This window comes from Variovorax sp. GW821-FHT09D07 (assembly GCF_059416345.1).
This window is the reverse complement of record NZ_JBWKOY010000001.1, coordinates 828,335-844,797: the sequence shown is the minus strand read 5'-3', so window position 1 is coordinate 844,797 and position 16,463 is coordinate 828,335. Positions and strand designations below refer to the sequence as shown.

The following is a 16,463-nucleotide window of genomic DNA, read 5'->3' as shown; positions in this document are numbered from 1 at the left end:
CCAGAAACTTAGCGGTTTTGTTTGCGTCCGTCGGTCTGTCCCGTAAGGGGCACGGATTCCGTGCCTGTGCATTTCATTCTTTACGGGTCGTCAGATGAACACACACGAGGGACACCGCAGCCGCCGCCAGGGCGCTGCCGTGCAGGCGAGGAGCTTCCGGATTTCGCCGCTGGCACAGGCCATGGCACTGGCGCTGGCCGCCGGTGCGGCCACCGCGCCGGCGCATGCGCAGCGCGCCTTCAGCCCGACCTGGTTCAACGCCAAGGGCGCGGCGCAGGCCAACGCAACGGCCACCGGCCTGATGCCCAACGGGTCGCCGGCGGCGCAGTTCACGAGCCCGCTCGCGCAGCAGCAGCGCGCCAGCGAGCAGCTGCGTCAGTCGATCGGCAACCTGAACCTCGCGGCACGCGGCATCGCGGCGCAGCAGGCGGCACAGGCGGCCGCGCGGCGCGCCGCGCAGAACGACCCCTCGGTGCCCGACGGCCTGGCCGATGGCGGCCTGAAGGTCGACACGAATTCGCTGACCGCCGGCTGGTCGAATGCACGCGCACTGACCGGAGATTCGCAGCGGCAGGTCGACGGTCGCACGGTCGTCACTGTCGAGCAGACGGCCGACAAGGCGATCCTCAACTGGGAGACCTTCAACGTCGGGCGCAACACCACCGTGGCCTTCGCGCAGCGCAAGGACTGGGCGGTGCTCAACAAGGTGAACGACCCGCAGGCGCGGCCTTCGCAGATCCAGGGGCAGATCAGGGCCGACGGCACGGTGATGGTCGTCAACCGCAACGGCATCGTGTTCAGCGGCAGCAGCCAGGTCGACACACGCAACCTCGTGGCCGCGGCGGCGCAGATCGACGACGCGCAGTTTCAGGCCCACGGCGTGTACGCCAACGGCAGCGCGCCCAACTTCAAAAACGCGCAAGGCCGCGTCGAGGTGCAGCCCGGCGCACGGCTTTCCACGCCCGCGCCGGGCTCGGCCACGCAGGGCGGCGGCTATGTGCTGCTGCTGGGCGCCGAGGTGCACAACGCCGGCGAGATCGCCACGCCCGGCGGGCAGACGATGCTGGCGGCGGGCGACCACTTCACCATCCGCAAGGGCGTGGGCACCGACGGCAACCTGGGCTCGACCACGCGCGGCAACGAAGTCGCGGTGACGCTGGACACGAACAGCCCGGCGGGCACGGTGCGCAACACCGGGCTGATCCAGGCGACCACCGGCGACGTCACGCTGGCCGGGCGCGAAGTGGTGCAGGGCGGCGTCGTCCTTTCCAGCACCTCGGTCAACGCACGGGGCACGGTGCATCTGAACGCGATTGGCGCCACGGGCAAGGTCGCGCTCGGCGAAGGCAGCACCACCGCCATCGTGCTCGACACCGGCGGCGCGACCGCGCTCGACAGCCAGCGCGCCGGGCTTATGGCGCCGGCGGTCCAGCTGGGCACCGGCAGCATCGTGCTGGCGGGCAACGACCGCCGCGACCTGTCGCGCGTCGAAGTCGCCAGCGGCGGCACGGTCGAATTCCAGGCCGGCTCGCTCACGCTGGCCACCGGTGGCCAGGTGGTGGTCGACGCGAAGCAGCGCAGCCTCGTGCGCGAGGGCGCACGCATCGACGTGTCGGGCGCGGTGGGCGTGAAGCTCGCGATGGAATCCAACAACATCAAGATCAACGTGCAGGGCAACGAGCAGCGCGATGCGCCGCTCAACCGCGACAGCAAGAACCTCAACAACAACGACCTGTGGATCGACCGGCGCTCGCTGGTCTTCGTGCCCGGCGGCACCGGCGGCTACCAGGGCGAGCGCTGGTACACCGGCGGCGGCTTGCTCGAGGTGGGCGGCTACCTCGGCACGCAGGCGCACGGCGTGGGCGAGTGGATGGCGCAGGGCGGCGTGGTGGGCTTCAGCGGCGGCGAGCTGGTCACGCAGCGCGGCGCGAGCATCAACATTTCGGGCGGCACGCTCGACGTGCTCACGGGCAAGCTCAACCAGAGCTGGCTCAAGGGCGCGGACGGGCGGCTCTACGAAGTGTCGAAGGCGCCCGGCGACCTGCGCTACACGGGCGTCTACAAGGGCTTCGAAGACGAGCACGCGCGCTGGGGCAAGAAGACGACGGGCTTCTTCTACAACCCGCTGATCGGCCCGCAGACGCGGCTGGAAAGCGGCTACACCGTGGGCCGCGATGCCGGCCTGCTCATCGTCGGCACCCAGGCCGCGGTGCTCGAAGGCGAGATCGTCGGCGAGACCTTCCAGGGCGACCGCCAGACACAGGCGCGGCAGGCCGGGCTCGATGGCTACCAGCAGTCGACAGGCGCGGTGGCGCAGCGCGGGCAGCTCGTCGTGGGCCGCTACGACGCCTACTACGACAAGACGGGCGGTGCGATCCACCGGCGGCTCGATGCTGCGGGCATCAAGAACGTGGTGCTCGGCGACACGGCCGAAGGCATTGCCGCGGGGTTCGACCTCGCGACCGTGTTGCCGGCGGAACGCCGCGACACGCTGGTGCTCGACGCGGCGCAGCTCAGCGGCTTTGGCCTGGGCGCGGTGCGCATCGCGGCCACCGACAGCATCGCGGTCGACAAGGCGCTGCAGGTCGGCGACGGCGGCCACCTCGTGCTGTACAGCCCGAACGTGAAGGTCAACGCCGACCTCGTCGCGCGCGGCGGCGGCATCCAGTTGGGCAACGTGCTTGAACAGGTCAGCCTCAACTACCTGAAGGACACCAGCACGCTCAACGCGCCCGACGGCGGCACGACCTCGGTGGTGCTCGCAGGCGGTGCGACGCTCGACACCCGCGGCCTGTGGACCCATCTGCTGACGAACCCGGCCGACGCGGGCGGCGTGGCCTACCGCAACGGCGGCAGCGTGTCCGTGCGCAGCACCGGCGACGTGGTGCTGGGCACCGGCAGCGCCATCGACGTGTCGTCGGGCGCGGCGCTGTTGTCGAAGGCCAAGCCGCAAGGCGGCAAGGGCGGCAGCGTCACGCTCGAGGCGGACGGCTTCAACACGGGCAGCGGCCATGTCGCGCTCGACGGCGCGCTGCTGCGCGGCCACGGCGTGGACGGCGGCGGCACGCTGACCGTGCAGACGATGCGCGTCGCCATCGGCGACACCTCGGGCGCGGCGCAGGCCGACACGCTGATGCTCGACGCCGGCTTCTTCGACAAGGGCTTCAGCCGCTATGCGCTCATCGGCAACCATGGCCTCACGGTGGCCGACGGTGCGCAGATCGACGTAAAGATGCCGGTGTACCGCTTCGGCGCCCACGCGCAGGACATCGCCACCGGCAGCTCGCCGGCCCAGGCGCTGGAGGTGTGGACGCCGCCGCTCTACCAGGAAGACGCCACCCAAGCCGTGCTCACGCAGCGCAAGGGCGCGAGCCTGTCGCTGCAGGCCGGCACGACGACCACGCTCGCCAAGGAGCTGCCGACGGTGCAGGCCGTGGTGGGCAAGGGCGCGGCGATCCATGTCGACCCAGGCCAGGCCATCGAGGTGCGCAGCGCCGGCCAGCTCACGGTGGACGGCACGCTGCGCGCGAACGGCGGGCGCATCGTGCTGAAGACGGTGGACATCACCGACCTCGAGGCCGACATTGCCAATGCAACGGCCCATGCCCGCTCGATCTGGATCGGCGGGCAGGCGGTGCTCGATGCGTCGGCGCACGCGGCCACCGCCACCGACACCACCGGCAAGCGCTACGGCCTGGTGCGCGACGGCGGCAGCATCGTGGTCGGCGGCGAGATCGATGCGGTCGCTGGCAAGGCCACCGCGTCGCAGAACTTCGTCGTCGTGCGCCCGGGCGCGTTGCTCGATGCCTCGGGCACGCATGCGGTGCTCGACGTGCCCGGCATGGGCGCCACCGATGTCGCCAGCAACGGCGGCAGCATCTCGCTCGCGTCGTACAACGGGCTGCAGCTGGACGGCACACTGCGCGCCGTCGCGGGCGGCGAGCGCGCGGCCGGCGGTACGCTGGCCGTGGTGCTCGGCACGCCGGGCCTGCGCCTGCACCTGGACCCGCTGCAGCAGGCGGAAGACCGCGTGCGCCGGCACCGCGTGCTGGTGCTGGGTGTGGAACAAGGCGCACCGCTCGCGCCCGACACCCTGCGAGCCGGCGTCGACGACGGTGCGCTCGCCTACGGCCAGGCCCGGCTGGGCACCGACACGGTCCGGCGCGGCGGCTTCGACAGCCTCTCGCTGTTTGCCGGCTCCACGCTCGCCTTCGAAGACGGCGTTGACCTGCGCATGCGGCAGGGCCTGCAGATCTACGCCGGCGGCCTCGCGCTCGGCACGAACGCGCCCGACGACGCGCATGTGGCACTGTCGGCCGCGCACGTGCGACTGGCCGGCGCGATGCCGTCGTTCACGCGTGAAGTCCTGAGGGCGCCCGTCGCCGAAGGCGGTGTGGTGCGCGTGCCGTCGGGCGCCCGCCTCGATGTGGCCGGCGACCTGATCGACATCCGCGATGGCATGGGCTTCGGCGTCAACGGCAAGGTCCCCGTGCTCGACAGCGCGAGCGAAGCGCCCGTGGTCGACCTGGCCGCCTTCGGCCATGTCACGCTGGCCAGCAGCGGCGATCTGCGCTTTCTGCAAGGCCGGCAGGACGTCGGCGTTTCCACGAGCCTCGTCGTGCCCGGCAGCCTGACCCTGCGCGCCGCGCAGATCTACCCGGCCACCGGCGTGGTGGCGCTGGTGTCCGCGGGCCTGGCGCCGGACGGCACCTACCGGCCCGACACGGCGCTGCGCATCGAGGGCACGGGTGCGAGCCCGCAGGTGCCGTACTCGGCCTTCGGCGACCTGTCGCTGCGCGCCGGCGTCATCGAGCAGGGCGGTGCGGTGCGGGTGCCGCTCGGGCAGCTGACGCTCGGCGATGCGCTCACCACGCAGGTCAGGCTGATGCCCGGCAGCCTCACGTCCGTGAGCGGCGAGGGGCTGGACATGCCCTATGGCGGCACGGTCGACGGCATCAACTACCTGTACGACGGCAAGCAGGTCAAGCTCACCGGCGTGGGCGCGGGCGACACCTACAAGCGCAACCAGACGATCGGCCTCACGTTCATGGGGGCCAGCGTGCAAGGCCAGGAAGGCGCCACGCTCGACCTGTCGGGCGGCGGCAACCTCAGGGGCGCGGGCTTCGTGAGCGGACGCGGCGGCTCGACCGACGCGCGCTTCAGCCCGCTGATGCAGGTCGGCGCCCGCGGCGGCTTCACGCTGCCGGGGCTCGCGACCAACCCCGTGTATGCCATCGTGCCCGGCGTGCAGCCGGCGGTGGCACCCACCGGCGCGGAGAAGGGCGCGGTCGATCCGCTGGTCGGTCAGCACATCACCATCGGCGCCGGCGTGCCGGGCCTGCCCGCGGGCACCTACACGCTGATGCCCTCGACCTATGCGCTGCAGCAAGGCGCCTTCCGCGTGGAGCTGAACGGCGCGGCCGGCCTGGGCGCGCCCACCGGCACGCTGGCGATGCGCAACGGCTCGTGGCTCACGGCCGCGCAGCTGGGCGTGGGCCGCACCGGCATCGGCGACACGCTGTTCCGTCAGGCCATCGTGACTGCGGGCGAGGTGCTGCGCAGCTACTCGCAATACAACGAGATGGGCTACGGCGACTTCGTGCGCGCCGATGCGCTGCGCGTGGGCGTGCCGCGCGCCATGCTGCCGGCGGACGCGCGCAACCTGCACCTGAAGCTCGCGCCCGGCGCGGGCGCCGAGGCCTTGCGATTCGACGGCACGGCGCGTTTTCGGGTGGGCGCGGGCGGGCGGGGCGGTTCCGTGGTGGCCACGAGCAGCGAGGAGCAGCTCGGTCTCGAGATCGTCGCGGCCGGCGCGCCGGCGACGGCGGGCTTCCAGGGCGTCACGCTCGATGCGGGCGCGCTCAGTGGCATGGGCGCGTCGCGCCTGGTCATCGGCGGGTTGCAGGGCGCCGACTATGGGCAGAGCGGCAACGTCATCCAGACCGGCGACGGCGGGCAGAGCGTGGTGCTTCGCCAGGGGGCGGTGCTGTCCGCACCCGAGGTGTTCCTGGCCGCGGTGGGCGCGACCGAGGGCACGCCGCTCAGCGTGGTGGTCGAGCAGGGCGCGCGCATCCACACCCTGGGCCGTGGCAAGGCCGCCTACGATGCCGGCGACGGCTTCGTCTACGCCGCGACCGGCCAGATGCTGATGGTCTCCAACGGCCGGGTGAGCACGCTGCCGGTGCCGCAGACCCAGGCCACCTCGGACAACCGCAGTCTGCAGATCGGCGTGTGTGCCAGCGCGTCGTGCGGCGGGCAGACCGAGCTGTATTCCGAAGGCACCATCGCGATGGTGACATCCGACCGCTTCGAGATGAACGAGGCGGTGCGCTACGGCACGCGCCACCTCACGCTGGCGGTGCGCGGCATCAACGTGGGCGACGGCGCCGCGCTGGCCGCCGCCGCGCAGAACCACACGCTGCCGCCGGGACTGGCCATGAGCCAGGCCCTGCTCGACCGCCTGCTGCGCGGCGACCGGCAGTACGGTGCGTCCGCGCTCGAAACGCTGGAGCTGAGCGCCAGCGGTGGCGTCAACTTCTTCGGCACTGCGGCGCTGGACACCATCGACCCCGCCACCGGCAAGGCGACGATGGCGCAGCTGGTGCTGGCCACGCCTGCCATCTATGGGCAGGGCGGCGCGGGCGACGTGGCGACCATCCGCACCGGCCGCCTGGTGTGGCAGGGCGCGACCACGGCGCCTTCCGCCGTGGTGCGCGACGGCGCGGGCACCGGCAGCGGCACGCTGAACATCGAGGCCGAGCACATCGAATTCGGCTACGGTCCCCACAGCCAGCCAAGCGGCCTGGAAGACGCGGGTCGCCTGGTGCTGGGCTTTGCCGACGTGAACCTCAAGGCCTCCGAGCGCGTGAGCGCCAACCACAAGGGCAGCCTGTCGGTCTACCAGTCGCAGGGCGCGTACGAAGCAGGCAAGGGCTACGCGTACAGCGGCGGCAACCTGAGCATCGTGGCGCCGCTGCTGACGGGCGAGGCGGGCTCGGTGAACCGCATCACGGCGGGCGGCACACTGCGCGTGGCCGCACCCGCGGGCGCGCCGGCGGCCACCGGCGATGCCGCGCTGGGCGCCGAGCTGAGCCTGCGCGGGCGCGAGTTGACGCTGGACACCGCCGTGGCGCTGCCCAGCGGCAAGCTCACGCTGAGCGCCGAACGCGACCTCACGCTGACCGACCGCGCGGTGCTCGACCTGTCGGGCCGCGAGGTGGTGTTCAACGACGTGAGCAGGTACAGCGCCGGCGGCGACGTGGTGCTCGAAAGCCTGCACGGCAACCTGCGGCAGGCGGCGGGGTCGGTGATCGACATCTCGGCGAAGAACAACCGCGCCGGCACGCTGAAGGCGATGGCGCTCGACGATGCCGCCGGGGCAGTCGACTTGCAGGGCCGCATCCTCGGCGCGAGCAGCGGCCATTACGACGCGGGCGGCACGCGGGTGCCGTTCGCGGCGGGCAGCGTGGACGTGCGCGCGCGGCAGCTCGGCGATGCCGAGTTCGCGGCGCTCAACCAGCGGCTCAACGACGGCGGTGTGTTCGGCGCGCGCAGCTTCCAGCTGCGCCAGGGCGACCTTGTCATTGGCGACGGCCTGAAGGCCGGCGAGGTGAACGTGTCGCTCGACAACGGCAGCCTCTCCGTCACCGGCACCATCGACGCGAGCGGCGAGCGCGTGGGCCGCATCAGCCTGGCCGCGAAGCACAACCTCACGCTGGCCGGCAGCGCGGTGCTCGATGCGCACGGCCGCACGCTGCGCGTGGACAGCCACGGCCAGATCATCGATTCGCCGAACCGCGCGATGATCGAACTCACGTCGAACGACGGGCAGCTCACGCTGGCCTCGGGTTCGCGCATCGACCTGCGCCACGGCACCGACGCCCGGGTGGGCGGTGAACCGGGTCAGAACGACGGCCGGGCGCGCGGCACGCTGGAGCTCAACGCGGGCCGCACCGGCGAGACCGTGGGTGACATCCGCATCGACGCCAGCGGCACTCTCGCCATCGAGGGCGCGCGCTCCATCGCCGTGAACGGCATGTGGCGCTACGACGATGCACGCTTCGGCACCGACGCCGCGGCCACCGGCCGGCCTTACCAGGTCATCGACCAGGCGTACCTCGACGCCAAGCACCTGCAGAGCACGGCCTTCATCGACCACGCGCTGGCCAACGGCGCGCTGATGAACGGCAAGCTCGCGGGCCTGAACAACGCGCGCTATGCCGATGCCTTCCACCTGCGCCCCGGCGTGCAGATCGTCAGCAAGACGCCCGACGGCGACATGGTGGTGCAGGGCGACATCGACCTGTCGGGCTACCGCTACGCCAGCGCCAATCCGCACACGCAAAAAACCGGCGTGTACGGCTCGGGCGAGGTGGGCGCGCTGGCCCTGCGCGCGGGCGGCAACCTCGACATCTTCGGCAGCATCAACGACGGCTTTGCGCCGCCGCCCGCCACGCCGGACGACGGCGGCTGGCTGCTGCTGCCGGGCGTCAACCTGCTGCGCGGCGACACCGTGCTGCCGCGGGGCGGCGTGGTGCTGGCCGACGGCACGACCTTCGAGGGAGGCGCCGGCACGCTCAACTACGACCTGCCGATCAAGTCGACGGCCTTCGGGGCCGGGCAGGTGATGCCGGTGGCCAGCGTGCTGGCCAAGGCGCTCGAACTGAAGGTGGGCACGGTGCTGAGCGCCGACGTGCGCAACGCCTCGGGCACGCTGCTGTTCGCGGCGGGCAGCATCGTGGGCGGCGCCAACGTGACGCTGCCGGTGGGCACGCGCCTGGGGGCCGGCATGCGCCTGCCGTCGGCGGCCACGCTGTCGGGCGTGGTGTGGCCCAAGGGCGTGCCGCTGCCCGGCAACGGCAAGAAGTTCGTGCTCAACGGCGCCCTCACGCTGCCGCTGGGCGCGCTGCTCCCGGCCGCGACCAACATCAAGCTGCCCGGCGGGGTGACTTCGGTGAACCTGCGCCCGGACGGCGCCGGCAGGCTGTGGGCCGCGGCGGCGATGCTGCCCGAAGGTTCGCAGTCGTGGTCGGTGCGGCTGGCCGCGGGTGCGGACCTGAACGCGGCGGACAACCGCATCGTGCAGGTGCATCCGGCGGCGGGCCGGGGCGACCTGCGGCTGGCGGACAGCCACTACGGCATGTTCGGCAAGCTGAAGCCCGGCGGCGCGTTGTGGAGCGTGGAAGGGTCCATCAACTTCGTGGGCGACGAGAGCATGGCTGGCAAGCCCATCGATTTCGCGGACATCCAGTACCCGGAGCTTTGCGTGGACCTTCCCAGCTATTGCGTCATCGCCGCCCCGGAGTACAGCTACCTGCCGGGCAGCACGCGCTTCAGCGTGGTGCGCACCGGCGCGGCCGATCTCGACCTGCTGGCCGCTGGCAACCTGCGCATGGATTCGCTGTTCGGCGTGTACACCGCCGGCGCCTCGTCGCAGGCCACGCGGGCCGGCGACCCCTACAACCTGCCGCGCGCGGTGGGCGCCAAGGGCACGGTGCTCAACGACGCGAGCGGTGGCTACGAGAAGTTCGTCGATGGCGGCACGCAGAACCTGGCACGCGCCTGGTACCCCGCCTCCGGCGGCAACCTGACGCTCCAGGCCGGCGGCGACCTGATCGGCGACATGACGCTGATCTCCGGGGGAAGCGGTTTGGGGCGGCCGAATCCTGCCGACAAGGGCTTCAGCAGCGGCGCCATCGGCAACTGGCTGTGGCGCCAGGGCACGGGCGACAGCTTCGGCGGCGCGCAGGACCAGCCCACGGCGTGGTGGATCAACTTCGGCTCGTATGTCGGCACGACCGGGGCGGCCGACAAGTTGCTCGGCTTCACCGGCTTCGGCACGCTGGGCGGCGGCGACCTGCGCGTGGACGTGGGCGGCAACGCGGGCCTGCAGGGACGGCGCGGCGCCAAGACAGATTCGTCCACCGACAGCCGGCGCAGCCAGGGCTTGGTGCTGGCGGTGGGCGGCACCGGCCGTGTGCTGGCCGACGGCAGCCTGAGCCTGACGGGCGGTGGCGACGTGCTCGTGCGCGTGGGAGGCGCCTTCAATCCGCTCCACACGCCCTACGTCGAGGGTGCCGGTGGTGACTCCGACGCCGGGCTCAACGGGGCCATCGTCAACCTTCGGGGCGACGTGCAGCTGCAGGCCGGCACCCTCGGCAGCCTGCCCCGGGTCTATGGGCTCTCCGAGCGGGCGCAGTCGCCCCGCGAGACCCGCGCCTACGACCTCTACACGGCAACCCGCGGCATGGCGCAAGGCGGCATCGTGTTGGCCCCGGGCGATGCGAACTACACGCTCGCCACGCGTGGCGACCTGGTGGTCAAGGGGGTGATCGATCCGACGCGCGTCGACCTCCCCAATGCCACGCCGTTCAGCGCCAACGGCCTGGAAGGACGGGGCCAGAGCTGGTTCACCCTGTGGACGCCGCACACGGCCATCCGCCTCTTTGGCGCAGGCGGCAACCTGGTGCCGGTAACGGGTGGCGCGGGCGTGCCCGTGACCGACTCGGCCTTCGTGTACCCCTCGATCCTGAGTGCGGTGGCCGCCAGCGGCAGCCTGTTCTATGGCGATGCGGCGACCTTCGACAACACCGGCACGGGCACGCCGCTGGTGCTGGCGCCCTCGGCCTACGGCACGCTGGAGTTCCTGGCCAGCGACTCGATCTATGCGGGAGGCAATATCGTGAGCCAGTCGGGCGCGGCGGCCTCTGCGCTGGCGACGCCGCTGCGTCCGGCCTTCCAGGGCACGACCGGCGATGGCACGGTGCTGGACAACCTCTCGGGCGGCAATCGCCTGGACGGCGGCGGTGTGCGTCCGCTGTTCGCCTTCGGCCCCAACACGGTGTCGGGCGAAGCGGTGGGCACGCAGCCGGCGCGCTTCTACGCCGTGCATGGCGACCTGGTCGGCGTGAGCAGCGGGCGCATCCTGCGCTTCGGGCCCGACGACGCGACGCGTGCCGGCCAGACCTGGTACGAGGGCGCGCAGCCGGTGTGGATGCGGGCCGGGCGCGACATCGTCGCGAGCGGCACGCCCGTCGGGCAGACCGAGGCTTCGAGCGGCGTGGCGCAGACCTACTTCGAGAGCAGCGGCAACCTGTTCGCGCATGCAAGGCCGGGCGACATCTCGGTGGTCTCGGCAGGCCGCGACATCCTGTTCAGCACCTTCAACGTGGCCGGCCCCGGCACGCTGGAGATCACGGCCGGGCGCGACATCCGCATGGAGAACAGGGCCTCGGTCAGCAGCCTCGGCGCGGTGGTGCCGGGCGACAGCCGGCCCGGTGCGGGCATCGCGATGTTGGCCGGCGTGGGCGCCCACGGGCCCGACTACGCGGGCTTTGCGCAGCGCTACCTCGACCCCGCCCACCTCATGCAAAGCGGCCAGCCGCTGGCCGACCAGGCCGGGAAGGTGGTGAAGAACTACAACCGCCAGCTCACGCTGGGCGACTGGCTGCGCGCCGAGCTTGGCTACAGCGGCGACGACAACGGCGCGGCGGCCTGGATGGCGCAGCGGCAAGCCCGCCTCGACGCGGACACCGGCACGCCGCGCCGCGTGCTCGCCAACGACTACCGGCAGGCGAGTCAGCTGTACCTGGTGAACTGGCTCGAAGCCTCGCAGGGCTACAGCGGCAAGGGCGGCGCACAGGAGGCGCTGGCCTTCTTCAACGCCCTGCCGCCGGAGCAGCAGCGCAGCTACCTGCGCGGCGTGTACTTCGCCGAGCTGAAGGAGGGCGGCCGCGAATACAACGACGAGGCTGGCGTGCGCTACGGCAGCTACCTGCGCGGGCGCAACGCCATCGCGTCGCTGTTCCCGGGAACGAGCTACAGGGGCGACATCACGATGTTCGGCGCGGCCGGCATCAACACGCTGTTCGGCGGCGACATCGCGCTGCTCACGCCAGGCGGACGCCAGGTGTTCGGCATCGAGGGCGCGGCGCCCAAGGCGGTGGGCACGCTGATTCCGGGTGTCATCACGCAGGGCGCGGGCGACATTTCTCTGTACGCGCTGGGCAGCATCCTGCTGGGCCAGAGCCGGATCATGACCACCTTCGGCGGCAGCGTGCTGGGCTGGTCGGCCGAGGGCGACATCAACGCCGGTCGCGGCTCGAAGACGACGGTGGTCTACACGCCGCCCAAGCGCGTGTACGACCGTTGGGGCAACGTGGTGCTGTCGTCGGACGTGCCGAGCACGGGCGCGGGCATTGCCACGCTGAACCCGATTCCCGAGGTGCCGGCCGGCGACATCGACCTGATCGCGCCGCTGGGCACCATCGACGCGGGCGAGGCGGGCATCCGCGTGTCGGGCAACGTGAACCTGGCGGCGCTGCAGATCGTGAACGCCGACAACATGGCGGTGCAGGGCAAGAGCACGGGGCTGCCGGTGGTGGCGTCGGTGAATGTCGGTGCACTGACCAACGCCAGCGCCGCGGCGTCGCAGGCCACGGCGGCGGCGCAGGACGTGATGCAGCGCGAGCGCGCGGCGGCGCGCCAGAGCCTGCCGTCGGTGTTCTCGGTGCGCGTGCTGGGCTTCGGCAACGAGCCCGCGGCCGGCGCGCCCGAGGCCCCGGAGGTGCGGCGCAGGCCGGCGGAGCAGGCGAGCTACGACCCGTCGGGCTTCGTCCAGATGGTGGGGCACGGTGCGCTCACCGACGCGCAGCTGACGCGCCTGAACGAGCCCGAACGGCGCGGCCTGCCGCGCGGCCGCTAGGCGGCGACGCACCATGTCGCACGCCTGCCTGCTGCCCCGCGGCGATGCCGCGGGGACCGCCCCTGCGCCACCGGACGTCCAGCAACTGCTGGTGGCGCACTACGCGCAGCTGCACCGGCGGCTGTCGCTGCACCTGGGGTGTGCCGACGCCGCCACCGAAAGCCTGCACGATGCCTGGCTGCGCCTGGCCGAGGCCGCCTTCACGGATGCCTTGCACAACCCCGTGGCCTACATCTTCCGCGTGGCCTGCAATGCCGCGATGGACCGCCTGCGCGCCGAGCGCCCCTGGCAGTACACCGGCGAGGCGGACGACACGCTGGCCCAGGTGGCCGATCACGCACCGGGGCCCGAGCTGATCGCCGAGGCGCGCTCCGACCTGAAGGCGGTCGAACGCGCGATGCAGGGGCTGCCGCACCGCCATCAGGACATCTTCGTGGCCTTGCGCGTGCACGAGCTGACGCGGCACGAGGTGGCGGTGCGGCACGGGCTGTCGCTGCGGCGGGTGGATTCCACGCTGCGCCAGGCGCTGCAGCGCCTGCCGACCGGTCGCCGCTCGGACATGCATGCCTGAGCCGTTGCTTTTGTATGCAATGTTTGCAAATGAAAACTAAAGGCCTATGATGAATTCATCATGGACTCCGCTCGACTCGACCTTCACGTGCCAGGTGGCTGGACGGGATGGTTCGAACTCACGCGCACCCCGAAGGGCACCTACGCCGGCATCGCGGCGCTGAGCCTGGACGGCATTCCGCGCTGCGCGCTGGTCATCACCCAGCAGCTGTCGTGGGACTCGGCCGTGGCGCGCGCGAACGTGCGCGCGGAGCACTTCGTGCGGCAGTGGTCCGAGCGCGCGCACTGACGAAGGCATCGGCTGCGCGCTCGCGCCGCGCGTGGTAGAAACCGCCACCCGTGGGCGCGGTCGTGCACCGCGCCGCGCGGCAGCGGCGTTTTTTCTCCTTCGCTCCCGTGCCCTTGCCCTCCCTCTTTTCTGTCGTTCATGCGCAACCTGTCCCCCTGGGCTGACGTGCCGCGCGCCCGGTGGTTCGCCTGGCTGCTGTGCAGCCTGGCGCTGCTCGTGCTCGCCGGTTGCGCCGGCTTGCCGACCGAGGTGGTGCGCAAGCCCTCGAGTGCCATCACCGACGGTGCGGACACTGCGCTGGGCCGCCTCGTGCGCGCTGCCGCACCGCCGGGCGAACCGCTCAGCGGCTTTCGGCTGCTGCCGATGCCGCAGTTCTCGCTGCACGCGCGCATCGAGCTGGCGCGCCGCGCGCAGCGCTCCATCGACGTGCAGTACTACCTCGTGCAGAACGACGAGACCGGCCGCTACCTGCTGCGCACGCTGCGCGACGCGGCCGATCGCGGCGTGCGCGTGCGCCTGCTGGTGGACGACCTGTACACGGCGGGCGCCGACCCGCTGTTCACCAGCTTTGCGTCGCACCCGAACGTCGAGGTGCGCCTGTTCAACCCGTTCCCGGCCGGGCGCTCGCGTTTCGGCACGCGCTGGGCCTGGTCGATCCTGGACTTCGACCGCGTGCACCGCCGCATGCACAACAAGCTGTTCGTGGTCGACAACACGATGGCGGTCATGGGCGGGCGCAACATCGCCAACGAGTACTTCCTGCGCGACGGCGGCTCCAACTTCATCGACATCGACACGCTGGTGGCCGGCGCCGTGGTGCCCCGGCTGTCCTCGCTGTTCGACATGTACTGGAACAGCCCCTACGTGTACCCCATCGAGTCGCTGGTGCCGCGCGGCAGCGAGTCGGCGCAGGCGCTGCGTGCGCGCTTCGACCGGCTCACCACGGGGCCCGAGACGCTGCACCCCGAAGAGCCCGAATCGACGGACCTGCTGGGCCACAACCCGCTGGCCAAGGACCTCAACGCCGGCAAGCTCGCGCTGAGCTGGGCGCGCGCCGAGGCGTACGCCGACGCGCCCGCCAAGGCGCTGGCGCCCACCGACGAAGGGCGCGGGCTGCCGGCCGACCAGGCCGCCGACAGCGTGCTCTACAACGTGCAGCGCTACCTGCGCGGCGCGCAGCACGGGGTGCTGCTGACCACGCCGTACCTGATCCCCGGGCGGGGCGGCATGGAGACGATGCAGATCGTGCGCGGCAACGGCGTGGGCTACACCATCGTCACCAACTCGCTGGCGGCCACCGACGAGTCGCTGGTGCACATCGGCTACCGGCGCTATCGCGCGCAGATGCTGCGGCTGGGCGTGGAGCTGTACGAGCTGAGCCCCAAGCGCGTGGAGCAGACGAAGCGCTTCGGCATCTACGGCTCGGCCAGCGGGCGGCTGCACGGCAAGTCGGCGGTGATCGACGGGCAGGTGGTGTTCGTCGGCTCGATGAACTTCGACCCGCGCTCGGCGCTGCACAACACGGAGATCGGCCTGTTCATCTTCAGCCCGCAGATCGCGCAGCAGCTGACGAGCCTGATCGGTTTCATGCGGCTGGACGGCGCCTACCAGCTGCAGCTGGGGCCGCGCGGCGGCATCGAGTGGGTGAACCCGGCGTCGGGCGACGGGGCGGACACCATCCTGCACACCGAGCCCGAAACCCATTTCTGGGCCCGCTGGCGGCTGGAGCTGCTGGCGCCCCTGGTGCCCGAAAGCCTGCTGTAACGGCTTTTACGTTTACTGCTGCAAACGGCCGTTGAGGTACGGCTCGGGATCGACGGCGGTGCCGTTCTTGCGGATCTCGAAATGCAGCTTCACGCGGTCGGATTCGCTGTTGCCCATTTCGGCGATCTTCTGGCCCTGGCGCACCACGGCGCCTTCCTTCACGAGGATGGTCTTCGCGTGGGCGTAGGCCGTGAGGAAGGTTTCGTTGTGTTTCACGATGACCATGTTGCCGTAGGAGCGCAACTCGCCGCCCACGTACACCACGCGGCCGTCGGCCGAGGCCACGATGGGGTCGCCCAGGTTGCCCGCGATGTCCAGGCCCTTGTTGCGCACGCCGTCGAAGCGGCCCACGGTGGTGCCGGCGGCGGGGCGGATGAAGAGGGCCTGGCGCGGTGGCGGCGGCGTGGCGCCTGGAACAGGCTGCTGCTGCGGCGTGGGGCCGGGCGTGGTGCAGGCGGCAATGCCCCCAGCCACGAGGAGCGTGGCGGCGGTTCGGAAAACAAAAGTCTGAAGGTGCATGACGCTGTTGGAACGGATTCGTTGCGGAGGGTTCCGTCGAAGGCCGACATCTCGGTGTCGGCCGCTCGGACGATGCTAGCAAACTCGCATCGCCGAGCCGTTCAGCAGCCCTTCAGCGGCCGTTCACTTGAGCGGAATCGGCGTGCCGCGATCGACCGGCACGGCCGTCACGCTGTTCTTGGGCGAGCCGTCGATCAGCAGGTCGGAGTAGGTCAGGTAGACCAGCGTGTTGCGCTTGGGATCGACCATGCGCACCACGCGCAGGCGCTTGAAGAGCACCGACAGGCGTTCGCTGTAGACCTCTTCGCGCTTGGGCAGCGGCTGCGTGATGCTCACCGGGCCGACCTGGCGGCAGGCGATGGAGGCCTCGGCCTTGTCTTCGGCCACGCCGAAGGCACCGGCGATGCCGCCGGTTCGCGCGCGCGAGACATAGCAGGTGACACCGCTGACCTTGGGGTCGTCGTAGGCCTCGACCACGATCTTGTGGTCCGGGCCGATGAGCTTGAAGGCGGTGTCGACCTCGCCGACCGTGTCAGCCTTGGCCGCCGAAGCTGCGAGTGCGAAGCCGAGGCTGGCGCCACAGAGGAGGGTGGCGCGCAGGGTCTTGAGCATGGGGAA

Annotated in this window: 6 protein-coding genes; 4 read left to right on the top strand and 2 right to left on the bottom strand. The window is 71.4% G+C overall.

Annotated elements, in window-relative coordinates; translation table 11 throughout:
• Nucleotides 1–94 precede the first annotated feature (94 nt).
• From AC07OX_RS03920 to AC07OX_RS03905, 4 genes are all read left to right on the top strand, one after another.
• Nucleotides 95–12,703 (top strand): filamentous hemagglutinin family protein, encoded by a 12,609-nt coding sequence (locus tag AC07OX_RS03920; protein ID WP_495259932.1) that lies wholly within the window; start codon nucleotides 95–97, stop codon nucleotides 12,701–12,703.
• Nucleotides 12,704–12,716: 13 nt separating this feature from the next.
• Nucleotides 12,717–13,274, top strand: coding sequence for an RNA polymerase sigma factor (locus AC07OX_RS03915; protein ID WP_095745813.1), 558 nt, complete (start codon nucleotides 12,717–12,719; stop codon nucleotides 13,272–13,274).
• Nucleotides 13,275–13,334: 60 nt separating this feature from the next.
• Nucleotides 13,335–13,562 carry a hypothetical protein gene (locus AC07OX_RS03910; protein ID WP_070061133.1) on the top strand — a complete coding sequence of 76 codons (228 nt, stop codon included), beginning with the start codon at nucleotides 13,335–13,337 and terminating at the stop codon, nucleotides 13,560–13,562.
• Between the two features lie 138 nt (nucleotides 13,563–13,700).
• Nucleotides 13,701–15,326, top strand: a complete 1,626-nt coding sequence (locus AC07OX_RS03905) for a phospholipase D family protein (protein WP_495259931.1) — start codon at nucleotides 13,701–13,703, stop codon at nucleotides 15,324–15,326.
• A gap of 12 nt (nucleotides 15,327–15,338) precedes the next feature.
• Here the strand turns inward: AC07OX_RS03905 and AC07OX_RS03900 are convergent, their stop codons facing one another.
• Both AC07OX_RS03900 and AC07OX_RS03895 read right to left on the bottom strand, forming a co-directional pair.
• Nucleotides 15,339–15,845: a murein hydrolase activator EnvC family protein gene (locus AC07OX_RS03900; RefSeq protein WP_495259930.1), complete on the bottom strand. Its 507-nt coding sequence runs from the start codon at nucleotides 15,843–15,845 to the stop codon at nucleotides 15,339–15,341.
• 123 nt (nucleotides 15,846–15,968) lie between these two features.
• Nucleotides 15,969–16,457 carry a CreA family protein gene (locus AC07OX_RS03895; protein ID WP_062480278.1) on the bottom strand — a complete coding sequence of 163 codons (489 nt, stop codon included), beginning with the start codon at nucleotides 16,455–16,457 and terminating at the stop codon, nucleotides 15,969–15,971.
• Nucleotides 16,458–16,463: the final 6 nt, after the last annotated feature.

What these genes read in the sequence shown, in the direction of transcription:
- AC07OX_RS03895 (WP_062480278.1), bottom strand. Translation starts at nt 16,457, where the DNA reads ATGCTCAAGACCCTGCGCGCCACCCTCCTCTGTGGCGCCAGCCTCGGC.
- AC07OX_RS03905 (WP_495259931.1), top strand. Translation starts at nt 13,701, where the DNA reads ATGCGCAACCTGTCCCCCTGGGCTGACGTGCCGCGCGCCCGGTGGTTC.
- AC07OX_RS03900 (WP_495259930.1), bottom strand. Translation starts at nt 15,845, where the DNA reads ATGCACCTTCAGACTTTTGTTTTCCGAACCGCCGCCACGCTCCTCGTG.
- AC07OX_RS03910 (WP_070061133.1), top strand. Translation starts at nt 13,335, where the DNA reads ATGGACTCCGCTCGACTCGACCTTCACGTGCCAGGTGGCTGGACGGGA.
- AC07OX_RS03920 (WP_495259932.1), top strand. Translation starts at nt 95, where the DNA reads ATGAACACACACGAGGGACACCGCAGCCGCCGCCAGGGCGCTGCCGTG.
- AC07OX_RS03915 (WP_095745813.1), top strand. Translation starts at nt 12,717, where the DNA reads ATGTCGCACGCCTGCCTGCTGCCCCGCGGCGATGCCGCGGGGACCGCC.